Origin of the sequence: Streptomyces abyssomicinicus (assembly GCF_008974245.1) — a bacterium.
In the GTDB taxonomy this organism is placed as follows: domain Bacteria; phylum Actinomycetota; class Actinomycetes; order Streptomycetales; family Streptomycetaceae; genus Streptomyces; species Streptomyces abyssomicinicus.
On sequence record NZ_BBZI01000008.1, the window covers coordinates 771,105 to 796,524 of the forward strand.

15 protein-coding genes are annotated in these 25,420 nt (G+C 76.4%); 8 read left to right on the top strand and 7 right to left on the bottom strand.

Annotated features, from left to right (window positions below):
- Positions 1–19 precede the first annotated feature (19 nt).
- The 8 genes from GBN72_RS20325 (at position 20) to GBN72_RS20360 (ending at position 15,194) form a co-directional block, all read left to right on the top strand.
- Positions 20–2,797, top strand: a complete 2,778-nt coding sequence (locus GBN72_RS20325; RefSeq protein WP_151773258.1) for a serine/threonine-protein kinase — start codon at positions 20–22, stop codon at positions 2,795–2,797.
- Between the two features lie 11 nt (positions 2,798–2,808).
- Positions 2,809–4,053, top strand: coding sequence for a PP2C family protein-serine/threonine phosphatase (locus tag GBN72_RS20330; protein ID WP_151773259.1), 1,245 nt, complete (start codon positions 2,809–2,811; stop codon positions 4,051–4,053).
- A gap of 46 nt (positions 4,054–4,099) precedes the next feature.
- Positions 4,100–5,461 carry a vWA domain-containing protein gene (locus GBN72_RS20335; RefSeq protein ID WP_151773260.1) on the top strand — a complete coding sequence of 454 codons (1,362 nt, stop codon included), beginning with the start codon at positions 4,100–4,102 and terminating at the stop codon, positions 5,459–5,461.
- 49 nt (positions 5,462–5,510) lie between these two features.
- Positions 5,511–7,253, top strand: a complete 1,743-nt coding sequence (locus GBN72_RS34740) for an FHA domain-containing protein (RefSeq protein WP_151773261.1) — start codon at positions 5,511–5,513, stop codon at positions 7,251–7,253.
- Positions 7,254–7,337: 84 nt separating this feature from the next.
- A complete protein-coding gene (locus GBN72_RS20345; RefSeq protein ID WP_151773262.1) occupies positions 7,338–7,748 on the top strand; it encodes a globin in 411 nt (136 codons plus the stop codon).
- A gap of 169 nt (positions 7,749–7,917) precedes the next feature.
- Positions 7,918–11,250: an FtsX-like permease family protein gene (locus tag GBN72_RS20350; protein WP_164540751.1), complete on the top strand. Its 3,333-nt coding sequence runs from the start codon at positions 7,918–7,920 to the stop codon at positions 11,248–11,250.
- 55 nt (positions 11,251–11,305) lie between these two features.
- Positions 11,306–14,158, top strand: coding sequence for an FtsX-like permease family protein (locus tag GBN72_RS20355; RefSeq protein WP_151773263.1), 2,853 nt, complete (start codon positions 11,306–11,308; stop codon positions 14,156–14,158).
- 22 nt (positions 14,159–14,180) lie between these two features.
- Positions 14,181–15,194, top strand: a complete 1,014-nt coding sequence (locus tag GBN72_RS20360) for an ABC transporter ATP-binding protein (RefSeq protein WP_151773264.1) — start codon at positions 14,181–14,183, stop codon at positions 15,192–15,194.
- A gap of 469 nt (positions 15,195–15,663) precedes the next feature.
- Here GBN72_RS20360 and GBN72_RS20365 read toward each other — a convergent pair whose 3' ends face one another.
- The 7 genes from GBN72_RS20365 to GBN72_RS20395 all read right to left on the bottom strand — a co-directional run bounded on the left by GBN72_RS20365 (position 15,664) and on the right by GBN72_RS20395 (position 25,223).
- Entirely contained in the window at positions 15,664–16,326 is a 663-nt protein-coding gene (locus tag GBN72_RS20365) for a DUF8185 domain-containing protein (RefSeq protein WP_151773265.1), read from the bottom strand.
- Complete coding sequence (locus GBN72_RS20370; RefSeq protein WP_151773266.1) at positions 16,323–16,751, bottom strand: acyl-CoA thioesterase; 429 nt, start codon at positions 16,749–16,751, stop codon at positions 16,323–16,325. Before GBN72_RS20370 ends, GBN72_RS20365 begins: the two co-directional genes overlap by 4 nt.
- Before the next feature lie 7 nt (positions 16,752–16,758).
- On the bottom strand, positions 16,759–18,423 hold the full coding sequence (ettA, locus tag GBN72_RS20375; protein ID WP_151773267.1) for an energy-dependent translational throttle protein EttA: 1,665 nt from the start codon (positions 18,421–18,423) through the stop codon (positions 16,759–16,761).
- Between the two features lie 130 nt (positions 18,424–18,553).
- The gene (locus GBN72_RS20380; protein ID WP_151773268.1) at positions 18,554–20,005 is read right to left on the bottom strand and encodes a thioester domain-containing protein; all 1,452 of its coding nucleotides are present in this window, start codon (positions 20,003–20,005) and stop codon (positions 18,554–18,556) included.
- Positions 20,006–20,206: 201 nt separating this feature from the next.
- A complete protein-coding gene (locus GBN72_RS20385; RefSeq protein WP_151773269.1) occupies positions 20,207–20,716 on the bottom strand; it encodes a single-stranded DNA-binding protein in 510 nt (169 codons plus the stop codon).
- Positions 20,717–20,855: 139 nt separating this feature from the next.
- Positions 20,856–22,724: a YfjP family GTPase gene (locus tag GBN72_RS20390; protein WP_439959783.1), complete on the bottom strand. Its 1,869-nt coding sequence runs from the start codon at positions 22,722–22,724 to the stop codon at positions 20,856–20,858.
- Between the two features lie 831 nt (positions 22,725–23,555).
- The gene (locus tag GBN72_RS20395; protein WP_151773271.1) at positions 23,556–25,223 is read right to left on the bottom strand and encodes a dynamin family protein; all 1,668 of its coding nucleotides are present in this window, start codon (positions 25,221–25,223) and stop codon (positions 23,556–23,558) included.
- Positions 25,224–25,420 lie beyond the last annotated feature (197 nt).

Below are 25,420 nucleotides of genomic sequence, written 5' to 3' on the forward strand. Positions count from 1 at the left end.
CTGTGCGGAGGGACGGGGCGTGAACGAGGGGAAGTGCCAGCGGCCGGACTGCGGTGGCGCGTACGAGGACGTCGGCGGCGGTGAGCTGTACTGCGACCACTGCGGGCTGGCGCCGGTGGTGTCGCCGGACGGCATGGTGGGCGCGGCGCCCACCGGGATCGCCGGTCAGCCGCAGGGGAGCGCGGGCCGGGGCGGCTCCACCGGTTCCACCGGCCCGGGCGGTGCGGGCGGCCCGGGCGGCGCGCAGGGATCGGCCGGAGCGGCCGGAGCGGCCGCATCGGAGACGTCCTCGCGTTCGTCCTCCCCCTCCTCGTCCCGCTCGTCCCGCTCGTCCCGCTCGTCGTCGCGGTCCCGGCGCTCGGTCTCGGGCCGGCTGTCGGGGACGCTGAGCGGCGAGGCGACGGTCGGCGCGCTCTCGGTGCGCAGTTCGGGGGCGCAGTCCGGCGGTTCGCACCGCGGGCGGCTGGGCGCGGGACTGGTCGACGTGCCGGCGGTGCCGCGGCCGGACCCGCGGGCCATGGTGCTGGACGACCCGCGGGTGCCGGAGCGCAAGCGGTTCTGCTCGCGTTCGGACTGCGGCGCGCCGGTGGGCCGGGCCCGCGGCGATCGCCCGGGCCGCACCGAGGGGTTCTGCACCAAGTGCGGCCACCCCTATTCCTTCGTGCCCAAGCTGCGCGCCGGGGACGTCGTGCACGGGCAGTACGAGGTGGCGGGCTGCCTGGCCCACGGCGGGCTGGGCTGGATCTACCTGGCGGTGGACCGCGCGGTCTCCGACCGGTGGGTCGTCCTCAAGGGCCTGCTGGACACCGGCGACCAGGACGCGATGGCCGCCGCCATCTCCGAGCGGCGGTTCCTGGCCGAGATCGAGCACGCCAACATCGTGCGGATCTACAACTTCGTCGAGCACCTGGACCAGCGGACCGGCTCCATGGACGGCTACATCGTCATGGAGTACGTCGGCGGGAAGTCGCTGAAGGACATCGCCAACGGCCGCCGCACCCCGGACGGCCGGCGCGACCCGCTGCCGGTGGAGCAGGCCTGCGCCTACGGCATCGAGGCGCTGGAGGCCCTGGGCCACCTGCACAGCCGCAACCTGCTGTACTGCGACTTCAAGGTCGACAACGCGATACAGACCGAGGACCAGCTCAAGCTGATCGACATGGGCGCGGTCCGGCGGATGGACGACTTCGAGTCGGCCATCTACGGCACGGTGGGCTACCAGGCGCCCGAGGTCGCCACGGTGGGCCCGTCGGTCGCCTCCGACCTGTACACGGTGGCGCGTACCCTCGCGGTGCTCAGCTTCGACTTCCACGGGTACACCACGGTGTTCGCGGACTCGCTGCCCGACCCGGACGAGATCGAGGTGTTCCGGCGGTACGAGTCGTTCTACCGGCTGCTGGTGCGGGCCACCGACCCGGATCCGGCGCGCCGGTTCGCCTCGGCCCAGGAGATGGCCGAGCAGCTCACCGGCGTGCTGCGCGAGGTGGTCGCGCTGCGGTCCGGCCGCCCTCGGCCCGCCCTCTCCACCCTGTTCGGCCCCGAACTGCGCGTCACCGACTCCCAGTTGTTCGGCGACCGGGACCCGGAGGTCTCACGCCTCGGCGCCCGGCGGAATCCTCAGGGCAAGCTGTTCGCCCGGCGCCGCGCGGACATCCCGACGGCAGGAGGGGCCCCCGCCGCAGGAGGGGCCCCCGCCGCGGGTGGGGCCGCGGCCCCGGCGGTGGACGGCCCTCCGGCCGCCGTGGCCGCCGCCGTGCCCGCCCCGCCGTCGCCGACTCCGTTCTTCCCCGCCCAGCGCGGCGCCGTCGCGGCGCCCCCGCCGGGCGCCCCGCTCCCCCCGCCGCTGTCACCCGGACCGGTGAAACCGGCGGACGCCGCGGCCACCGCGCTGGCCCTGCCGGTGCCCCGGGTGAACCCCGACGACCCGAACGCCGGCTTCCTCGCCTCGCTGATGACCGCGGCGCCCCAGGAGCTGATCGCCGCGCTGGCCGGGGCCCCCTCCCGCTCGCCCGAGTCACGGCTGCGGCTGGTCCGGGCGCGGCTGGAGGCGGGCGAGGCGGCGGCCGCCGTGGACGAGCTGCTGGGGCTGGCGGCGGAGGACCCCGACGACTGGCGGGTGGTCTGGTACCGGGGCGTGACGTCGCTGGTCACCGGCGAGTACGTGGCCTCCGCGCTGGCCTTCGACGCGCTGTACGACGCCTTTCCCGGCGAGCCCGCGCCGAAGCTGGCGCTGGGTCTGTGCGCGGAGGTGCTGGGGCAGTTGGACAACGCCGCCGAGTACTACCGGCTGGTGTGGGCGACCGATCCGAGCTACGTCAGCGCGGCCTTCGGGCTGGCCCGGGTGCAGCTCGCCGCGGGCGACCGGGCGGCCGCGGTGACCACCCTGGAGTCGGTGCCGGAGGCCTCCATCCACTACACGGCGGCCCGGGTCGCCGCCGTCCGGGCACGTCTGCGGGGGCGTACCGTGGTGGGCGCCGACACGCGGTTCCTCGACGATCTGACCGCCGCCGCCGCGCAGGTGGAGGCGCTGGGCGGATACGGCCTGGACGCCGTGCGGCGCGAGCGGCTGTCCGCGGAGGTGCTGGGCTGCGCGCTCGACTGGGTACTCTCCGGAGGCCGGGGCTCCGCACCGGTGCTCTCCGGGCGCGGGGTGCTCGGCGAAGTACTGGACGAGCGGGGACTCCGCCTCGGCCTGGAACGTTCGTACCGCACGCTGGCCCGTCTCGCGGACGGCGGCGAGGAGAGGATCGACCTGGTGGAACGCGCCAACCGTTACCGTCCCCGGACGTGGGTGTAGTGGTGCCGCCGATGACTGCCGACACGCATCGCCTGTCCGCCTGCCCGGGCTGCACCGAGCCGGTGGAGCCGGCCGACCTCTACTGCGGGGCCTGTGGCCTGAACCTGTCGTCGGCCGCGGCCCCCGAGGCCGACACGCCGACGGTCGCCCTGCAGACGCGCGACGACACGCCGTCGGCCGCCGCTCCCGCGCCGGGACCCACCTCGGCGGAGTCCTCCGCGGACGGCCGGGCGGAGCCCTCGACGGACAGCTACGTCCTCCAGCCGCCCGCCCCGCGCGCCGCGGACCCCCGGGCCTCCGTGGCGGCGCCCGCCGCACCGCGGGGCGCCGCCGGTGCGGCCGGTGCCACGGCGTGCGTGGCGTGCCGGGCCGGGCGGGTGGACGGCGACGGCTACTGCGAGAACTGCGGCCATGCCCAGCCGAGGGAACGGGACCACATGGAACAGGAGTCGGGGCCCGTCGCCGCGGTCAGCGACCGCGGACTGCGCCACCACCGCAACGAGGACGCGTTCGCCCTGACGGCCGCCGCCCTTCCGGACGGCACGCCGGTCTCGGTGGCCGTGGTCTGCGACGGGGTCTCCTCCGCCACCCGGCCCGACGAGGCGTCCGCGGCCGCCTCCCGCACCGCGGCCGACACGCTCCGCGAGGCGCTGCCGCGCGGCACCCACCCGCAGACCGCGATGCACGAGGCCATCCTGGCCGCGGCCCGCGCGGTCGACGCGCTGGCCGGCGAGCCCGCCGCGGCCCGGGAGCACGCCGTGCAGCAGAACGCCCCGGCCTGCACCCTGGTCTCCGCGGTCGTCGCCGACGACCTGCTGGTGATCGGCTGGGTCGGCGACAGCCGCGCCTACTGGGTGCCCGACGACCGGTCCGCCCCGGCGCGGCTCACCGAGGACGACTCCTGGGCGGCGCAGATGGTCGCGGCCGGGCTGATGAGCGAGGCGCAGGCGTACGCCGACGAGCGCGCCCACGCGATCACCGGCTGGCTGGGCGCCGACGCCTACGAACTCGAGCCGCACACCGCCTCGTTCAAGCCGGACCGGCCCGGCGTGGTGGTGGTCTGCACGGACGGCCTGTGGAACTACGCCGAGACCGCGGAGCAGATGGCGGAGATCCTCCCGGCCGACGCGGCCGCCCGCCCGCTGCACAGCGCCCGGGTCCTGGTCGGCCACGCCCTGGACGGAGGGGGCCACGACAACGTAACAGTGGCGTTGGTGCCGTTCCCCGGCCCGGGCACGGGGGCAGGATCCGGCTGAGGCGCGCCCGGCCGAGGGAGCCGCGGGCGCCAGGGGGGACGAACGCATGGCGATTCTCTCGAAACCGGACGCGCCGCGTTTCTCCGTGGACGTCTACCAGAACGAGTACCTTCCGGAGGGCGCCGGCGAGGTGAACGCCGTGGTGACCGTCACGGCCACCGGCGGCGGCGCCCTGCGCGCGCGGGGCACCGGGTACCACCCGTCCGGCTCGGGCGGCGGCCCGGACGCCGCCGTGGTGATCATGGTGGACTGCTCGGGTTCCATGGACTACCCGCCGGCCAAGATGCGCGGGGCCCGGGAGGCGACGGCCGCGGCGATCGACACGGTCCGCGACGGGGTGCGGTTCGCGGTGGTCGGCGGCACCCATGTCGCGCAGGAGGTCTATCCGGGCGACGGCCGGCTCGCCGTCGCCGGCCCGGAGACGCGGGCCCTGGCCAAACAGGCGCTGCGCCGGCTGACCGCGGGGGGCGGCACCGCGATCGGCACCTGGCTGCGGCTGGCGGAGCGCCTGCTGTCGTCGGCGGACGTGACGATCCGGCACGGCATCCTGCTCACCGACGGCCGCAACGAGCACGAGTCTCCCGAGCGGCTCGCGTCCGCCCTGGAGCACTGCGCCGGGCGGTTCACCTGCGACGCGCGGGGCGTGGGCACCGACTGGGAGGTCGGGGAGGTCACCGCCATCGCCTCCGCGCTGCTGGGCACCGCGGACATCGTGGCAGATCCGCAGAACCTGGCCGCCGACTTCACCTCGATGATGGAGACGGCGATGGGCAAGGGCGTCGCCGACGTGGCGCTGCGGCTGTGGACGCCGGCCGGGGCGCGGCTCCGCTTCGTCAAGCAGGTCGCGCCCGCCGTCGAGGACCTGACCGGCCGCCGCCGCGAGGCCGGGCCGCGGGCCGGGGACTACCCGACCGGGTCATGGGGCGACGAGTCGCGGGACTACCACGTCTGTGTGGAGGTGCCGCCCGCCGGGATCGGCCGGGAGATGCTCGCCGCCCGCGTCTCGCTGGTGGTGCCGAGGCCCGACGGTTCCGCCGAGAACCTGGGCGCGCAGGGCCTGGTCCGCGCCGTGTGGACCGACGACCTGGCCGCCTCGACCTCGATCGATCCGCAGGTCGCCCACTACACCGGGCAGGCGGAACTCGCCGAGGCCATCAAGCGAGGTCTGGAGGCCCGCAAGGCGGGTGACGTGGACGGGGCGACCGCCAAACTCGGCCGGGCGGTGCAGCTCGCCGGGCTGTCGGGAAACGCCGATACGGCGAAACTGCTTTCGAAGGTGGTGGACGTGGTCGACGAAGCGACAGGTACTGTGCGACTGAAGACGAAGGTCGCGGAAGCCGACGAGATGACTCTCGAGACCCGGTCCACCAAAACGGTCCGTGTGAAGAGGCGACCGCACGAGCAGTGAGCGAGCCGGCCCGCCGAGCGGCCGGAAAGGGAGAGGGGGAAGCGCCGACATGCCGACCTGCCCGAACGGACACCAGTCGGGTTCCGACGACTGGTGCGAGGTCTGCGGTCACCGCATGGCCGGTGCCGTGCCTCCGCCCCCGCCCCCGGGCGGGTACGGCTTCCCGCCGCCGCCCGCGGGGGCCGGGGGCCAGGGGGGCCGTCCGCAGGAACTCTGCCCGCAGTGCCGCACGCCCCGCGAGGGGCTCGCGCCGTTCTGCGAGGAGTGCCGCTGGAACTTCCTCACCAACACGGCCACCTCTTACACGCCGCCGCCCCCGTCGTACGGGGGGCCGGGCGGTCCCGGTGGCCACGGCGGCCCGCCGCCCCCGCCCGGGGGGCGGGCGTACCCGCCGGACCCGTCGGAGTACCAGCCCTCGCGGCCCTCGCAGCTGAACCGTCCCGCCGAGCCGCTGGGCTCCGAGCCGGGCGGTGCGCCGGCCTCCTTCCAGCAGGGGCGGCCGGGGGCGGGCGGGCCTCAGCCGGCCATCTTCGACACCGGCCGCGGTCCGGCCGGGCCGACGGGCGACGACTGGATGCTCCCGCCGCCGTCGTCGCCGGGCGGTCCCGGCGGTCCTGGCGGTCCCGGGCCCGGTGGGCCTGGCGGTCCCGGGCCCGGTGGGCCTGGCGGTCCCGGTGGTCCCGGTGGACCGGGCAACCCGTTCGGGCCGGGGCCGGGCGGTCCCGGGCCGGGTGGCCCCGGTGGGCCTGGCGCGCCCGGTGGCGGTAACCCCTTCGGGCCGGGCGGTCACGGTGGGCCCGGCGCGGGTGGACCCGGCGGCCCCGGCGGACGTGACGGCCACGGCGCGCCGGGCGGCCCGTTCCGCCCCGGCGGCCCGGACGGCCTCGGCGCGCCTGGCGGACCTGGTGGGCCGTTCAATCCGGGCGGTCACGGCGGCCCTGGCGGTCCCGACGGACCGTTCGGCACCGGTGGCCCCGGCGGCCTCGGTGGACCGGGCGGACCGGTCGGCCCGGGAGGTCCGGACGGCCCCGGCGGCCCGTTCAGCCGCGGTGGACCGGGCGGTCCTGGCGGTCCTGGCGGACCGTTCGGTCCCGGCGGTCCCGGCGGTCCCGGTGCTCCCGGCGGCCCGGACGGCCCCGGCGGCCCGTTCGGCCCCGGTGGACCGGGCGGTCCTGGCGGCCCCGGCGGTCCTGGCGAGCACGGCGCGGCGTACGGCGCGCCCGGCGCCGGTCCGGCCACCCACCCCGGCCCTCCGCAGTGGCCCGGCGCGCCCGGTCAGCCCGGCCCCTCCCACGGGTCCCACGCACCCGGGCACCCCGGTCCGCCCGGGCCCGGCCAGGGCCCCGGCGGCGGTTACGGCTACCCGCAGCCCGGCCCGCCGCGCCAGGCGACCTGGACGGCGACCGTCGGCCCGGACCGCGCGTACTTCATGGCGATGATGCAGCGCTCCGGACCCGAGGCCGCGGGGCTCAACCTGCCCGCGTACTCGCCGGAGCAGCAGCTGACCCTCACCGGTCCGCAGGTCACCATCGGCCGTCGCCGGCACTCCACCGGCGACACCCCCGACGTCGACCTGTCGGTGCCGCCGGAGGACCCCGGCGTCTCCCACCAGCACGCGGTGCTGGTGGAGCAGGCGGACGGGAGCTGGGCGGTCATCGACCAGAACTCCACCAACGGCACCACGGTGAACGGCGCCGAGGAACCGATCCAGCCGTTCGTCCCCGTCCCGCTGCGGGACGGCGACCGCGTGCACGTCGGCGCCTGGACCACGATCACCGTCCGCCGCGGCTGACGCGGAGGACACCCGGTCCTCAGGGACTTTCGGCCCGTCCACAGGCCTTGAGGACCGGGTCCCCCCGTCTGAGACGATGGAGGGGTGAATGAGATTCGGCGCGGCACACTGCAGACGGAGACCTTCTACGAGCAGGTCGGCGGCGAGGAGACCTTCACGCGCCTCGTCCGCCGCTTCTACGAGGGCGTCGCGGAGGACCCCGAGCTCCGGGCCATGTACCCGGAGGAGGACCTGGGTCCGGCCGAGGAGCGGCTGCGGCTCTTCCTGATCCAGTACTGGGGCGGACCGACGACCTACAGCGAGCGGCGCGGGCATCCCCGGCTGCGGATGCGGCACGCCCCGTTCACGGTGGACCGCGCGGCGCACGACGCCTGGCTGCGGCACATGCGGGCCGCCGTCGACGACCTCGGCCTGTCCGAGGAGCACGAGCACACGCTCTGGAGCTACCTCACCTACGCGGCGGCCTCCATGGTCAACACCGCCGACCCGGAGTGACCCGGAGCCGGGCCGGGCACCGGGTCACGATCGCGTCTCACCCTTGATCGAACGGCTGTGCCCGAGTGCTCCGTTCTGACACGATCGCCCCACTTGCCAGGAGCACGGCCTACCGACGCACCTGACTCCCGGCACGGACATCCGGGCAGCGGGCAGCGGGGGGCGACGCGTGGCGGGACTCGTGACGGCACGGATCCGCGTGCACCGCGCGCTGCTGGCGGCCGCGTTCCTCACCGTGCTGCTGACCACGTCGGTGCTGGCCGCCCTCACCGCCTACGCGGGCGCCCTCGGCGACGCCTCGCTGCGCCACGCGCTCGGTGACCCGGCCGCCGCCGCGGAGACCTCCCTTCTGGTCCGGGCGGACATCGGGCGGGACGGGCGGGCCACCGCGGACGCCGCCGTGCGCAGGGCGGCCGGCGAGACGTTCGACGGGCTGCCGGTCACCGTCCGGCCGCTGATCCGCTCGGGCTCCTACGCGCTGCCCGCCGCAGGCGACGGTGACGGCGCGAAGGCCCGCGAGGCGGCGGGGGACCCCGACCTGACCCACTTCGCGGCCCTGGACCCGGCGGAGGTCCGCTTCACCTCGGGCCGCGCGCCCGCCCGGGACGCCGCCCTGGGATCCGCCCCGGTCGAGACCGCGCTGGCCGAGAACGCCGCCCGGGCCATGGGCCTCTCCCCCGGCGACCGGCTCACCCTCACCGACCGTCTCGGCGGCCCGTCGGTGCCGGTCGTGATCACCGGCCTGTACCGGCCGCGTGACGCCGACGCCCCGTACTGGCGGCTGGACGAGCTGGGCGGGCGGGGCGCGGCCACCGTCGACTTCACCACCTACGGCCCGCTGCTCACCGACCCGGCGGTGCTCACCTCGGAACGCGTGAGCACCGGCCCGTCGTCCTGGCTGGTGTCGGCCGACTTCGCCTCGCTGACCACGGACCGGCTGGACTCCCTGCGGAGCGCCTCCCGCGACGGTGCTGCCGCCCTCACCCGGTCGGGCGCCCTGGGGCAGCCGGAGGGGATGGGCGGGACCACGGCGAGCGCGGTCACCGGTCTGCCGGCGGCGCTGGACCGGATCGAACGGTCCCTGGAGGTCTCCCGGTCGACGCTGCTGACCGTGGCCGCCCAGCTCGCCGTCCCGGCGGGCTGCGCCCTGCTGCTGACCGCACGTCTGCTGACCGCCGAGCGGTCCGGGGAGACCCGGCTGCTGCTGGCCCGCGGCGCCTCCCGGCGGCGGCTGTCCGTGCTGGCCGGGGCGGAGGCGCTGCTGCTGACACTGCCCGCCGCGTTCTTCGGCCCGCTGCTCGCCCTTCCGCTGACCGCGCTGATGGGCGGGCAGGGCGACCTGGCCCGGATCGGGCTGCGCCCGGACACCTCGCTCGCCGCGCTGGCCGGCCGCCCGGACGTGTGGCTGGCCTCCGCCGTCACCGCCCTGGCCTGTGCCGCGGCGATGACGCTGCCGGCGCTGACCGGCGCCGCGACGGCCGGCGGCGGCCGGGCCCGCGCCCTGCCCGGTCCGCTGCGGGCCGGCGGCGACCTGGCGCTGGTCGCGCTGGCCGTGGTGGCGTACCTCCAGCTGCGCCGCGAGTCCGACGGCGCCTCCGGCCTCGGCCTCGACCCTCTGCTGATCGCCGCCCCGGCGACGGCGCTGCTGGCCGGCACCGTCCTGACCCTGCGGCTGCTGCCGCCGCTGGCCCGGCTCGCCGAACGGCTGGCGACGCGCGGGCGCGGCGCGGCCACCGCGCTGGCCGCCTGGCAGATCGCCCGCCGCCCGGGCCGCGCCACGGCCCCCGTGCTGCTGCTGGCCCCGGCCGTGGCGCTGGGCATGCTGGCGATCGGGCAGCACGCCTCCTCGCAGCGCTCCCAGGACGACCGTGCCGACTTCCGGGCGGGCGCGCAGATCCGGGTGACCGCGCCGTCCGCCGCCGGGCCGGGCACCGCGGAGACGTTCGCGGCCGTCGAGGGGGTCCGGTCGGTCGCCCCGGCGGCCCGCACCGCGCTCCCGATGTCCGGGGACCGCACCGCCACGGTGCTCGCGCTGAACACCCGGGAGGCCTCCGCGACCCTGCGGATGCGCCCCGACCTGTCCGACGGCTCGGCCGCCGCCCGGGTGGCCGCGCTGGCACCCCGGTCCGCCCCGGCGGGACCGGTGGTGCCCGAGGGCAGCACCGGCCTGCGGATGACGGCCCGGCTCGCCGACGCCACCGGTTCCCGGGCCGCCTCCCCGGCCGAGGCGCGCCCGCCCCGCCGGGGCGCCGAGGTCACCGTGGCGGAGGCCACCGCCGTGCTGACCGACGCGCACGGCACCGTCTTCCGGCTGCCGCTCGGCGAACTCCCCGCCGACACGCGGCCGCACACCCTGACCGCCGGACTGTCCGGCGGCGGCGCGCCCGGGGGACTGACCCTGACCGGCGTGGAACTGGTCGTCACGCAGCCCCCGTCCGGTGCGCGCCGCCACCTGCTCGCCGTGGAGGCGGTCCACGCCGTCGACCCCGCGGGCAACGACCGCCCCCTCGACCTCGCCGCGGACTGGCGGGCGTCCGCCGTCGTGGAGGCCGCCGACGTCCCCGGAGGCGCCGCCCCGGCCCGCCCGAAGGTGCTCGCCGCCGGTCCGCCGGTCGTGGAGTACGGCACCGGCCAGGCGCCTTCCGGGATCTCCTGGCCCACCATGAAGCTCCGGCTGACGGTGGACCAGCAGGTTCCCGAGGCCGTGCCCGGGCTGGCCACCGACCGGTTCCTGGAGTCCTCGGGCGCCCGCGTCGGCGAGACGCTGGACGTGGCGCTGGGCTCGGCGACCGTCCCGGTCCGCCTCACCGGCGCGGTGCGCGCCCTGCCCACCACCGGCGAGGGCGTGGAGGAGGGACGCACGGGCGGCGCGCTGCTGCTGGACCTGGGCGCCGTCAACCGCTCCCTCCAGGACCTCGACGGTTCCAGCCTCACGCCCGGCGAGTGGTGGCTCGACACGGCCGCGGGCGAGGCCGCCGGAGCGGCGGCCGGACTGCGCGCCCGGCCGGAGCTGCGGGCCGGGCAGGTACTGGTGCGCGACGAGGTGGCCGCCGGGCTGCGCGGCGACCCGTTCGGCGTGGGGCCGGCCGCGGCGCTCACCGCGGCGGCCGCCGCGGCCGTGGTGCTCGCCACCGTGGGCTTCGCGGTCGCCGCGGTCGGCTCCCTGCGGGAGCGGCGGGCGGACCTCGCGGTGCTGCGCGCGCTGGGCGCGCCCCGGCGTCGGCTCGGGCGGGCGGTCGCCGCCGAGCAGGCCGTGCTGGTCGGACTGGCCCTGGCCGCCGGGACCGCCCTCGGGATGCTGCTCTCCCGTGCCGTGGTCCCGCTGACCCTCGTCACCTCCGAGGCCACCCGCCCGGTGCCCGAGCCCTTGGTGTCCCTCCCGCCCGGGCCGGTCGCCCTGCTCCTCGCCGCCGTGGCCGCCGTTCCGCTGCTCACCACCGCCCTGCTGTCCCGCCGCCGGCCCTCCGCCTCCGCGGCCCTGCGCGACGAGGGCGGCCACTGAGATGCGTCGCCCCGCCCCGAAACGCCCGCGCCACCCGGACCTGGAGGTCACCGAGATGCCCACCGCGTCCCCGGCGGCCCCGGTCGTGTCCCCGACGGCCCCGGTGGCCCCCTGGGTCCGCACCCGCCTGCGCGCCGCGCCCTCGGCCGTCTGGCTGCCGGCCCTGCTGGTGGCGCTGACCTCGTTCCTGGCCGCGGTCTTCCCGCTCGCCCTCGACCGCCACGAGACCTCCGGCCTGCGGCACAGCCTCGCGCAGGCCCGCGGCACCGAGACCGTGCTGGGCGTCGGCGTCCTGTCGCACCGCAACCAGCCCCAGGCGGACCGCGAGGAGGCCCTGCGGCCCGACGTGCTGCGTGCCCGCCTGGAGGCGCTCCTCGCCGTCCCCGAGGCGCCGTTCGTGACCCGGCGCGACCAGGTCTCCTACGGCGTGACGGCCCAGGACAGCCTGCCGGTCGGCGAGGAGTGGATCCCCCGCCTCAGCGCCGCCCCGCCGCAGATCACCCTGGTGGCCCCGCAGGACCTCGCCGGGCACTCCACGATCGCCGAAGGCCGCCTCCCCAGGTCCACGGGCACGGTGACCGCAGCCGTCCGGGAGGTCGAGGCGGCGGTCTCGCGGGAGACCGCCGAGAAGATGAACATCGACGTCGGCCGGACCGTCGCCGTCCCCGGCCCGCCCGACCACGGCCCGCTGGTCGTCCGGATCACCGGCGTCTTCACCCCCACCGGCCCCGACAACGCCTACTGGTCCGCCCGCCCCCTGCTGCGCACGCCCGCGCTGACCCGGATCCCCGGCCCCGGCGACCCCAACGACTACTGGCACGGCGCCCTGCTGCTCGCCCCCGACGCGGGGCCCGCGATCCTCGGCACCAACGCGCCCGTGTTCTCCTACTGGAACCTGCCGCCACGGCTGGACGGCCTGCGGGCCCGCCAACTGCCCGCGCTGCGCGCCGAGATCGCCTCCCTGGAGTCCGGACCCGGCCTCAACCGGGTGCGCGAGGCCGTTCCGCTGTCCGGGGCCGGCACCGAACTGGACACCGTCCTCGCCGACCACACCCGCCTGCGCGACGCCGTCGCCCCGCTGATCACCGTGGCCGCGGCCGGCGCCGGCACGGTCGCCGCGGTGGTGCTGCTGCTCACCGGCGGCCTGGCCGCCTCCCGCCGCCGCGCCGAACTCACCCTGGTGCGGGCCCGCGGAGCCTCGCTGCCCGCGCTGACCGGCCGTCTGCTCGCCGAGACCGCCGTCGCCGCCGTGCCCGCGGCGGCACTGGGCCTGACCGCGGCGCTGCTCCTGGTCCCCGGCGGACGGTGGGCTCCCGCCGCCCTGGCCGCGGGCGCGGTGGCCGTCGTCGCCTCCCTGGCACTGCCGCTGCGCGCCGCCGCGGCCCACCGCACGGTCCGGGTGCACGCCCCGCGGGAGGACGCCGTCTCCGCCCGCCCGTCCCGCCGCCGTACCGTGGCCGAACTGACCCTGCTGGTGCTGGCCGCGGCGGCCGTGGAGGCGCTGCGGCGGCGCGGCGTCGCCGGTGGTTCGGCCGCCGACCCGCTCACCGCTCTCGCGCCCGTGCTGATCGCGGTGATCACCGCCCTGGTCGTCGCCCGCCTCCTGCCCGCGCTGCTGCGGCTCGCCGCCCGTCCCGCGGGCCGGCTGCGCGGACTGGTGGGCCACCTGGCCATGGCCCGCGCGGGCCGCGCCTCGGGCCCGGCGGTGCTGCCGCTGCTGGCGCTGCTGGTCTCGCTGGCCACGGCGGCGTTCGGCGGCTCGGTCCTCGCCGGGGTGGAACAGGCCCGCCAGGACTCCGCGCTGCGGGAGGTCGGCGCGGACGCCCGGGTGGAGACCGTGGACCCGCTGCCGGGCCCGGTGGCCGACGCGCTCCGCGACCTGCCGGGCGTGCGCGGGAGCACGTCCGCCGCCGTCTTCTACAAGTCCGACACCGAGGACGGCCGCCGCTCCCTGCCGGTGGCCGCGGTCGACCCCGGACCGTACGCGGCGCTCGCCGCCCGCTCCGGCCTGGGCGCCTTCCCCGCGGCCGCGCTGGAGGCGGACAGGGGTTCCGGGGGCGGGGCGGACTCCGGCGGGGATTCCGGCGGTGCGGGTTCCGACGGTGCGGGCTCAGGTGCGGGTTCCGACGGTGCGGGTTCCGACGGGCCGGTGCTGCCCGCCGTGGCATCCCCCTCGGTGGCCGACCTTCTCGGCGACGGCCCGGCCACCCTGCGGCTGACCCAGGAGGCCACCGTCACCGTCCGCGTGGTGGCGGTGCGCGAGCTCACCCCGGCGGTCGCCGGTTCGCACTTCCTGCTCGTCGACCGGTCGGCCCTGCCGGCGAAGGCCGCCCGGCCCAACCTGCTGCTGCTCAGCGGCGACCGTCCGGACGGCGACCGGATCCGCGAGGTGGCCGGCGAGGCCGCCACCGTGCTGGTGCGGACCGAGCGGCTGGCCCTGCACGTCGACTCCCCCCTGCAGAGCGGCGCGGAACGCTTCTGGACCGCGGCGGTCCTGATCTCGGCGCTCTACGCCGCGCTCGCCCTGGTCCTCACCCAGCTGCGCGCCGCGCCGGAGCGGGCGGCGCTGCTCGCCCGCCTGCGCACCATGGGCCTGACCCGGCGTCAGGGCCGCGGGCTGCTGGTGCTGGAGTCGCTTCCGCAGGCGCTCCCGGCCGCTCTGGGCGGCGTGCTCGCCGGATGGGCGACGGTCCGGCTGCTGGCGCCGGGCGTGGACCTCACGGCGGTCGCCCTGCGCGCCTCCGGCACGATGCCCCGGGGCACCGCCCGGCTCACCCCGGACCTTCCGGCCCTGCTGCTGCCCATGGCGGCCGTGTTGCTGCTGACCGTGGGCGTCGCCGCGGTCCAGGCCTGGTGGACCGGCCGCCGCGGCTCGGTCGCCGAGCTGAGAGTGGGCGACCAGCGATGACCCGAACCTCAGGAGGCCCACGATGACCTCGCAGAACCCCGGCCCGGCTCCCGCCGCCGAACGCCCCGGCCCGGGCGCCGGTCCGACCCTCGCCGACCTGGCGCACCGGGTCACGGCCGACCGCGAACGGCCCGCCTACGGCCACGACGCGCTGATCACCTGCGACCGGCTGGTGCGCGTCTTCTCGGTCGGCGGCGTCGAGGTGCAGGCGCTTCAGGGCCTCGACCTGCTGGTCCGCGAGGGCGAGCTGATGGCCCTGGTCGGCGCGTCCGGCAGCGGCAAGTCCACGCTGATGAACATCCTGTCCGGCCTCGACACGCCGACCGCCGGCACGGCGCGGGTCGCGGGGCACGACCTGCTCGCCATGAACGCCCGCGCCCGTCTGGCCTACCGGCGCGAGGTCGTCGGCTTCGTCTGGCAGCAGACCGCCCGCAACCTGCTGCCCTACCTGACGGCCGCGCAGAACGTCACCCTGCCGATGCGGCTGCGGGGCGTCCGGGCCCGCCGCCGCGACCAGGCGGAACGCGCCATGGAACTGCTCTCCGTGCTGGACGTCGCCGACCTGGGCGACCGCCGCCCGCACGAGCTCTCCGGCGGCCAGCAGCAGCGGGTGGCCATCGCGGTGGCGCTGGCCAACAACCCGGCGGTGCTGCTGGCCGACGAGCCCACCGGCGAGCTGGACTCCCGGACCGCGGAGCAGATCTTCGCCGCCTTCCGCACCGCCAACGAGCGGCTGGGCACCACGGTGGTGATCGTCACCCACGACAAGGCGGTCGCCGACGAGGTCCGGCGCACCGTGGCGATCCGCGACGGCCGCACCGCCACGGAGGTGCTGCGCCGCAGCGAACTGGACCAGGCCACCGGTCACGAACGCCTGGTCTCCCGGGAGTACGCGACCCTGGACCGGGCGGGCCGCCTCCAGCTGCCCGCCGAGTACACCAAGGCGCTCGACATGCGCGACCGGGTGGCCCTGGAACTCCAGGCCGACCACATCACGGTCCACCCGGACGACGGAACGGCCTCCACGACCGCCTGACGGAACCGCCGACGGGCCGGAACCCGCCGACGGGCACGGTACCGGCCGAGCGGCCCCGGGAGCACGGCCGGTGCCGGCATCGGGCCGCGCGAGCTCGCGCCGCGTTGACGTCAGAGGCCCGTAGCCCGGCCTGTGTCGGCGTCGGGGGCGCGGCGCCGGAGCCCGACCGGTGTCGGCGTCCAGGCCCCGTAGCGCGGCCTGTGTTGCGGCAGGGCCCCGCAGCCCGGCCGGTGTTGGCGTCGAAGCCTGGCCGGTGTCGGTGAAAGGGCGCCGGAAGCCCGACCGGTGTCGACGTCAGGGCCCCGAAGCACAGCCGGTGTCGAGGTCAGGGCGCCGGAGCCCGGCCGGTGTCGGCGGCAGCACGGGGAAGCGGCGTCCGGCCGATGCCGGGGCGGGCCGAGCGGGCGCAGGGCATCCGGCTGAACGCGGCGGATGGGACACGGCGGATGGGACACGGCGGCGGGACGCCTCAGGCGACGCCGACGCCCAGGCCGCCGAGACGTCCGGCCCGCCGGACCGCGACGGAACCGTAGGGCGTGCGCAGCCGCAGCCAGGAGCCGCAGGACAGGATCTGCGGATGGGCACCGGGCCGCAGGAAGCCCAGCGACTGCGCGGCGTGCACGGCCCGGACCGGCAGCCCGGTGCCGTCGACCGTCCGTGCCCAGATCTGCCGCCCGGTCCGGTCCAGTTCGGCGCGGGTGCGCTCCTGCGGCGGGATCTCCTCGACCCGTCGCCGGAACTCGGCCACCGCGGCGGCGACCAGCCCGCGCAGCGTCTCCCCCGGCAGCGACTCCTCGGCCCGCCAGCCCCCGCGGGGCGGCAGCAGCCCGGCCCAGGACGGTCCGGTGACCGCCTCAGGCACCACGGCCGCGGCGGCGCCCCCGGCCTCCTCACCGACGGCCTCCAGCAGCTCCCCCGCCGAGACCGTGACGTCCAGGGAGTCCACCGGCTCGGCGAGCCGGACCGCCCGCACCGCGAGCACCTCGAAGGAGGCCGGGCTGCCGTAGACGGCGACGGCCTCCCCCGCGCCCTGGAGCCGCACCGCGGCGGCACGGTCGTAGTGCAGCAGCCGGGAGAGGAAGGCGCAGAGATCCGCCGCCTCGCCCTGGTCGGCGAACCGGAGCTTCGTCATGAGCCGGCGGCCTCGTCGTCCTGGTACTTCTCCAGGAAGTACCGCTCCGCCTCCGTGAGCCGGCGCGGACGCTGGATCTCGAAGTCGAACGGCGCCATCACCGTCGACGCCCGCGCGTACACCAGGTCCGGCTCGTCGCCGGACCCGGTGTCCTTGACCTCGTAGGCCAGGGTGAACGAGGCCGCACGGATCTTCGTCACCCAGACCTCGACGTCCACCGGCGCGTGCCGGTGGAGCAGCTGACGCTTGTAGTCGATCTCGTGCCGCGCCACCACCGTCCCCCGCGCGAACGCATGGTCCTGGTCCGGGCGGAACAGCATGTCCACCCGGGCTTCCTCCAGGTAGCGCAGGAACATCACGTTGTTGACGTGACCGTACGCGTCCATGTCGCCCCAGCGCAGGGGGCAGCGGTAGAGATGGCGCACGAGTCGATCAGTCCCGGGTCAGCTTCTTGTAGGTGGCGCGGTGCGGACGCGCGGCGTCCGGACCGAGCCGCTCGACCTTGTTCTTCTCGTAGGACTCGAAGTTGCCCTCGAACCAGAACCACTTGGATTCGCCCTCGTAGGCGAGGATGTGCGTCGCCACGCGGTCCAGGAACCACCGGTCGTGGGAGACGACCACGGCGCAGCCCGGGAACTCCAGCAGCGCGTTCTCCAGCGAGGACAGGGTCTCGACGTCGAGGTCGTTGGTCGGCTCGTCGAGGAGCAGCAGGTTGCCGCCCTGCTTCAGGGTGAGCGCCAGGTTCAGGCGGTTGCGCTCACCGCCGGACAGCACGCCGGCCGGCTTCTGCTGGTCCGGGCCCTTGAAGCCGAACGCGGAGACGTAGGCGCGCGACGGCATCTCGACCTGGCCGACGTTGATGTAGTCGAGGCCGTCGGAGACGACCTCCCACAGCGTCTTCTTGGCGTCGATGTTGGCGCGGCTCTGGTCGACGTAGCTGATCTTGACGGTCTCGCCGACCTTGATGCTGCCCGAGTCCGGCTGCTCGATCCCCTGGATCATCTTGAACAGCGTGGTCTTGCCCGCGCCGTTCGGGCCGATGATGCCGACGATGCCGTTGCGCGGCAGCGTGAACGACAGGTCGTCGATCAGGACCTTCTCACCGAAGGCCTTGCGGAGGTTCGCCACCTCGACGACCACGTTGCCCAGACGCGGGCCCGGCGGGATCTGGATCTCCTCGAAGTCCAGCTTCCGCATCTTGTCGGCCTCGGCGGCCATCTCCTCGTAGCGGGCCAGACGCGCCTTGGACTTGGCCTGCCGCCCCTTGGCGTTGGAGCGGACCCACTCCAGCTCCTCCTTGAGGCGCTTGGCGCGCTTGGCGTCCTTCTGGCCCTCGACCTTGAGGCGCGTGGCCTTGGTCTCGAGGTACTTGGAGTAGTTGCCCTCGTAGCCGTGCAGGCGGCCGCGGTCGACCTCGCAGATCCAGCCCGCGACGTTGTCCAGGAAGTACCGGTCGTGGGTCACGGCGACGACTGTGCCGGCGTACTGGGCGAGGTGCTGCTCCAGCCAGTTCACCGACTCGGCGTCGAGGTGGTTGGTGGGCTCGTCGAGGAGCAGCAGGTCGGGCGCCTCGAGCAGCAGCTTGCAGAGCGCGACGCGGCGGCGCTCACCACCGGAGAGGTTGCTCACCGGCCAGTCGCCGGGCGGGCAGCCCAGGGCGTCCATGGCCTGCTCCAGCTGGGCGTCGAGGTCCCACGCGTTGGCGTGGTCCAGGTCGTCCTGGAGCTTGCCCATCTCCGCCATGAGCTCGTCGGAGTAGTCGGTCGCCATCAGCTCGGCGATCTCGTTGAACCGGTCGAGCTTGCCCTTGATCTCGGCGACGCCCTCCTGGACGTTCTCCAGGACCGTCTTCTCCTCGTTGAGCGGGGGCTCCTGGAGGAGGATGCCGACGGTGTAGCCCGGGGTCAGGAACGCGTCGCCGTTGGAGGGCTGCTCCAGACCGGCCATGATCTTGAGGACGGTCGACTTGCCGGCGCCGTTCGGGCCGACGACGCCGATCTTCGCCCCGGGGAGGAAGGAAAGGGTGACGTCGTCGAGGATCACCTTGTCGCCGTGCGCCTTGCGCGCCTTGCGCATGGTGTAAATGAACTCAGCCAAGAGAAACCGTCCGGCAGTTTGAAACTCGCGGTGGGCAGATACACCCCATCTTGCCGTACCGCCACCCCAGGACGAAAACGGCCCGTCCCCGCGCCACCTTCCGCCCCGGAAGCGGAACGTGCCCGCCGGGTCACTCCTGGTGGGCCTCCCGGCGGCGCTGCCTGACCACGCTGAGCACGGCCGCGCCCACGACCACCAGGCCGGCGCCGATCGAGGCGGCGAGGCCGGTGCCGCCGCCTCCTCCGGTGGTGGCGAGGTCCTCGCCGGCGGTCGACGGGGTGGACGGCACGGGACGGGGCTGGGGCACCGTCTGCGTCCGGACGGCGGACGCGGCGCTCTCGGTGAGGCAGTCGAGCACCCCGCTGAGGACGACCGGCCGCAGGGGCCGCCGCTCGCCCGGCGCCGCCTCGACGCCCACGGTGTAGCTCTCGTCCTCGGTGAGCGGCTGGAACACCGTGCGCCGCTCGCCCGGGGCGAGGGTGTAGTCGGTCCCGGCCACCCGGTAGGTGAAGTCCTCGTCGCCCCGGTTGAGCAGGGTGACGTCCAGCCCGGAGGCCAGGCCCGCGTCGGTCGCCTCGCAGCGCTCGCGGCCCCACAGGGCGGGTACGGCGCCGTCCCTCCGCCAGACCGTGGTGGCGGTGGCCCGTACCGTGGTCTCGCTGGAGGCGGCGACCACCTGGGCCTGGCTGCGGCTGTCCGAGGTCAGTGCCCTTCCCACCGGCACGGTGGTGGTGGCCTCCACGGTGAGCGTCGCCGCGCCGTTGTCCGCGTCGAAGGGGATGTCGACGTACAGGCCGTCGCCGTCGTCCACCGTCTCGACGGCGTGTCCCTTGGCGTCGGTGATCCACGCCGGGCTGGTGTCCGCGGGCGGCAGGACCGTCACGTCGTCGGCGCCGGTACGGACGGTGACCGGGCCTATTCGGGTGCCGGGGCGCCCGGCGGCGGCCGGCGGGTCGAACCGGAGCGAGGCGCGGGGCTCCTTCTCCGGACGGGCGTTCTTCACCAGGTAGTCGGCGAGCCGCTCGGCCTGCGGGTCGGCCGCGGTCACGTCGGCCCCGTCGGAGAGCCGCCAGACGGCGACCTGGGTGCCGGCCGCCGCGTCCTGCTCGGTGAGCCCCTTGGCCCCGGCCCGCTCGGCGAGCTGGGAGAGGTCGTCCACCTGCGGGTAGGAGTGACGCAGCACCCAGACGATCCGGCCGGCCTCCTGGTTGCCGGCAAGCGAGGTGCCGAGCCAGTCGCTCTCCTGGTAGACGACGCCGGGCTGGGTGGCGCGCTGGATGTCGACGCCGTAGGTCTGGAGCGTCCCGCCGCCGTCCACGGACAGCTCGAACAGTCCCGCCGGGACCTCCCGGTCGCCTTCCGTCCCGTGGATCACCGCGGTGCCGAAGGCGCGCAGGTCGTCCGCGACGGCCGTGGCGCCCCCGGTGTTCCACTGCGGTGTCGCGAGCGCGCCCGAGTCGGCGGTGGACGCGGCCGCACCGGTGGCCGTCCCGGCGGTCAGCAGCCCGGACAGCAGCGACACCGCCGCGGCACGGGCCGCGCCGGACCGGCGCACGACACGCGGGTGGAACGACGAAATCACGGAACTCCCCTCCGGTCGGGGCCTTCTGACGCGGGCCCCGGGAGCCGTACGCGGCGCCACCGGCCCATGACCCACCCCGGCATCCTAGGGAAGCGCCCCGCCGCACCCGGCGGCAGCCCGGGGCCGGGCCGGTTCCGACTCGCAATCGTTACCGCCCGAAAGGTGATCAACCGGCGGCAACCGGGACAGGACACGGTGACATCACGTCAGCAAGGGAGCGCCCGGCACCGTTTGCATGCCCCATGGGTCCCCCGGCGCGCCGGGCGGCGCGCCCGGCTGGGTCCGCATGGCCGCCACCGCGGCCGGCCGGGCGGCCCCGGCAACGCCGCCCGCCTCCCCCGCGCCCGCCTCTCCCCTGGCGTTGCGGCGGAACGCCGAGGTGCCGCGCGCCAGGTCGTGCCCCACGGCGACCGCCTCGATGTCCACGTCGGTGCGGGCCTGGCCGTCGCGGGTGTCGGCCCGCACCTTGAGCCTGCCCTGGACCACGACCGGGTCCCCCACCGACAGCGAGGCGGCCACGTTCGCCGCCAGGGAGCGGCGGGTCCACACCGTGAAGAAGTTGGTGTGGCCGTCCACCCACATCGCCTTCTCACGGTCCCAGTAGCGGGGCGTCGCCGCCAGCCTGAACCGGGCGACATGGCCCCGCTCGTCCTCCCGGTGCACCGGCTGCGTCGCCACGTTGCCGACCGCGCAGACCACCGTCTCGTTCATCGCACGTCCCTTCACCACACCCTGGCTGCCACGGGCGCCCGCGGCAGCGCGGACACCCCGTGGAAGCGCCGACGGGCCCGTCCCGTTCGGCCGCTTCCAGGGTGCGGCGGATCGGGCGGGCCCGCTGAGGGCTGTGGGTTCAGAGGGTGGTTGTGGACAACTGCCCCACCCGTGAGGGTGAACGGGCGCCCCCGAGGGTGCCCGCCCCCACCGGCAGGGCGCCGCTGACCACGCCGTACTGCTCGCGCACCACGCGGTGGCCGGCCACCGCCTCGGCGACGGGTTCCAGCACCCGGACGCGACCGCACTCCTCCGCGGCCTCCCGCAGCCGCAGCTCGGCCTCCAGCCCGTAACGCCGCGCGGGCGCCCGGGCCGCCGCGCGGCAGGCCCACTCGACCACCGGGCCGCCGACGATGCCGATCACCATCAGCAGGACCGGAACACCCAGTTCGGCCTCCAGCACGCCCACGATCTGCCCCATCAGCCACAGCCCGCCGACGACCTGCACCAGCGTCATCGCCGCCTGCACCAGGACCGCCGCCGGCCACCAGAACGGCCGCGGGGGCCGGCCGGGCAGCGCCGCCCGCCGGGACAGCTCGTCGAGTTCCTCCGGCAGCCCCTCCGCGCCGCGCAGCGCGGCCTCCCGCACCGCCTGCGCCCAGGGCTCCGGCATCCCCTGACAGGCCCGTTCGGTGACCGTCCGCACCGCCTGTTCCACCCGCTGCCGCGCCGTGGCCTCGTCGTCGGACGGCTGGGCCAGGGCGAACCGCCCGGTGGTGAGCGGCGACCGCCGCCCCTGGTACCAGCGCCACAGCCGCAGCCACGGCGTTCCGCAGGCCCGGTTGGCACCACGCGTCCAGGCGCGTTCGGCGGCCTCGCCGGCGGCCCGGGAACCGACGGCGGCGGCCAGCCCGTCGGCGAACTCGTCCCGCGCCTCCTCGCTCAGCCCGGCCCGCACGCCCGTGGTGTAGGCCGGCCGCAGGCGCGCGGCGGCTGCGTCGACGTCGGCGGTGATCCGCCGGGCGGGCGCACCCTGTTCCCGCACGAACCGGCCGAGCGCGTCCTTCAGGTCGTCCACGCCTTCCCCGGTGAGGGCGGAGAGCGCGAGCACGGTCGCGCCGGGCTCACCGTGCTCGCTGAGCGCGATGCCGTCCTCGTCCAGCAGCCGCCGCAGGTCGTCGAGGACCTGGTCGGCGGCCTCGCCGGACAGCCGGTCGATCTGGTTGAGCACGACGAAGGTCACCTCCGCGTGCCCGGCCATCGGCCGCAGGTACCGCTCGTGGAGCACCGCGTCGGCGTACTTCTCCGGGTCGACCACCCAGATCACCGCGTCGACCAGCTTCAGCAGCCGGTCCACCTGCTCACGGTGCTGGACGGCGGCCGAGTCGTGGTCGGGCAGGTCGACCAGGACCAGGCCGTCCAGCCGCTCCTCGTCCTGCGGGTTCTGGAGCGGGCGGCGGCGCAGACGGCCGGGGATGCCGAGACGGTCGATCAGCGGGGCCGCGCCGTCGCTCCAGCTGCACGTCAGGGCGGCGGCGGTGGTGGGGCGCCGGACGCCGGTCTCCGAGATGGCGACCCCGGCCAGGGCGTTGAACAGCTGCGACTTCCCGCTGCCGCTGGCCCCGGCGATGGCGACGACGGTGTGGCGGCCGGAGAGCGCCCCGCGCTCGGCGGCACGGTCGAGGACCTGCCCGGCCTCGGCGAGGGTGCGGCTGTCCACCCGAGCCCGCGACATCCCGATCAGCTCGTGCAGCGCCGTCAGCCGGGCGCGCAGCCGGCCCCCGTAGACGGTGTCGGCCGCGGACTGCGGGCCGGAGGCGGCGGACGTGTGGCGGACGCCGGACGGCTGCGGCGCCGCCGCCCCGGCCCGTCGCGCGAGGGAGCCGGCGGAGCCGGGGAAACCGGGGGCGGCGGCGCCCCTGCGGACGCCCAGGCGGTCCTCGCCCCGGGTGCCGCCGGCGGCGGGTGGGCGGACGCGGCCGGCGGCGGGTGCCTCGACGCGCCTCACGTGGGCGCCGGCGGCGGTCCCGGGCTCGTCCTCGGCGCCCCGCGGACCGGTGCCACGGTCGCCGTCGGCCGCTTGCGTCCGGCCCCGGTCCGTCCCCGCCGGGTCCGGGCCGTGCTCCCGGGCGGCGGCCCGTGGCGTGCCGCGGGTGTCCGGGGCCCGCCGGTGCGAGCCGTCGCGCCCCGGTGCGCCGCCCCCGCCCCTGCCCCTGCCCCACAGCCGGCTCCGCCCGCGCGGGGGTGCTTTCGTTGCCTCTCGGGCGCCCCAGCCGCCGGCAGGGGGCGGCGCGGCGTCGCCCGGCCCGTGCTCGCCCGCGGCGGGCGGTGTGCCCCCGGCGGTCCGCGGTCCGTCCTCGGCAGGCCGCGCGCCGGGCCCGGACGCCTGCCCGTCACTCCCGGCGGGCGGCGCGCCGGCGTCGGCGGTCGCCGGGCCACCCTCCGCGGGCCGCGCGCCGGCGGCCTCGTCGGACACGCCGCCCGCCGCTGCTCGCGCGCCGGGCCCGGAGGCCCGCGCCTCGCCCGCCGCCGGCTGCTCTCCGGGCGCGTCGACGCCCGCGGCAGGGGCGACGGCAGCGGCGCCGTCGACCGGACCGGCGGACCCGGCGGAGGCGGCACCTTCGACCGGAACAGCAGACCCGGCGGAACCGGCACCCTCGGCCGGAGCTGCGGGAGCGGCGGCCGCCGCTCCCTCCTTCCCGGGTCCGGGACCGGCTCGTCCCGGCCCGGGTTCGGGATCGGCTCGCCCGGGTTCGGGATCGGCTCGCCCGGGCCCGGGTTCGGGGTCGGGTCGTTCGGGGCGGTCCGTGTGGTCCTGATCAGTGGCGGCGGTCACCGGTCACCTCTCCTTCTGCAGTACGGACAGCGCGGCGATCAGTTCGGCCTGAGGCTCGGCGTGCACGTCCAGGGCCTCCAGCGGGGAGAGCCGGCGCTCGCGTTCGTTCCCCATCACCCGTTCGACCAGCGAGGTCAGCAGGCGGGACCCCCGGTCGCGCAGCCGGAGCGCCCCGTGCGGCCCGATCCGCTCGGCGAGCCGCTCGCCGGACGACCGGGCCCGCCGGCCGCCGAGGAGGGCCGTGACGGCCAGCGCGGCCACCGCCTCCGGGTCGGGCGCGGCGGCCCGCTCCAGCTCACGGACCTCGTCCTCGGCGTACTCCTCGATCTCCCGCCGCCAGCGCCGCACGGCCATCCCGATGCGGTGCTCCGCGGTCTCACCGCCCTCGGACGGATCGTCACCGAGCAGGCCGGCCGCCCCGGCCGCGGGCTCCCGGCGCCAGGTCTCGTCGGCGCGCTCGTCGGCCGCGGTGACCGCGCACAGCAGCAGTTCGGTCAGGCTGTCGCAGAGCGCGTCGAGCAGTTCCGGGGGATCGCAGTCGAGCGGGTAGGCCCGCCACCGCTTGAGCGCGTCCCCGGCGAGGACGGCGCCGGCCTGGACGCGGCCGCGGACCCGCGTGTGCTCACTCTCGTAGGCCTTCTCCACGGCGGTGGTGAGCCGCAGCGCGGCCGCGTACTGGGCGGCCGCCGCTCCGGCCAGCTCGGGCATCCGGGTCCGCAGCGAGTCCAGCACCCCCCGCGCCGTGCGGGCCACCGCGTACTGGCGCGCGGCGGGATCCTCGGCGAGCCTGGTCAGCCACTCCCGCAGGGGGGCCACGGCGGTGCCCGGGAGCAGCCCGCCGCCGGAGGCCGACTCGGGCAGTTCCGGCACCGTGAAGCGGGGCACCTCGCCCAGCCCGGCCTTGGTGAGCAACGCGGCGTACTGCCGCGACACCTCGTTCACGACCTGGTGCGGGACCCGGTCGAGGACGGTGACCAGGGTGACGTCGTACTGCTTGGCGGCGCGGAGCATGTTCCACGGCACCGCGTCGGCGTACCGCGAGGCGGTGGTGACCATGATCCAGACGTCGGCGGCGCAGATCAGCTCGGCGGCCAGCACCCGGTTCTCGGCGACCAGGGAGTCGACGTCCGGGGCGTCGAGCAGGGCGAGTCCGCGCGGCAGGGTCTCCGCCGTCTCGATCCGCAGTGCCCGCTGCACGACGGCGCCGCCCGTGCGGTCGCCCCTGCCGGCTCTCGGGGCACGCCCGCCCTGCCCCCGCCGGGAGGCGGCCGGCTCGTCGGCCGGATCCTTGCCGCCGCCCAGCACGCGGGTGAGCCGGGGCAGCACGCGCATACCGCTGAACCAGTGACAGTCCTCCGGATGGCAGACCAGCACCGGCGTGCGGGTGGTCGGGCGCAGCACCCCGGCTTCGCTCACCTGCCGTCCCACCAGGGAGTTGACCAGGGTGGACTTCCCCGCGCCGGTCGAGCCGCCGATCACCGCGAGCAACGGCGCCTGGGGGTCCCGCAGGCGCGGCACCAGGTAGTCGTCGAGCTGGGCGAGCAGTTCCTCACGGTTGGCCCGGGCCCGTGGGGCGCCCGCCAGAGGCAGCGGGAAGCGTGCGGCGGCGACGCGGTCGCGCAGGGCGGAGAGTGCGTCGAGCAGCTGAGGCCGTACGTCCAAGGTCACCACATGTGAAGAATGCCCAATTTTACGGACTTTCTGAAGCATATGGGCATGTCTGCGTGCCGTCGGTTCCGGAAAGGGAAGGGACGACCGGGGCTCACGCATAACGAGTGCACAACACCCGGCGCGTCTGGCGCGAAAAGCGCTGCGCGAATCAGCACTGCCTGGGATTATCAGGAATCGCTTCACCGAACCTCCACATC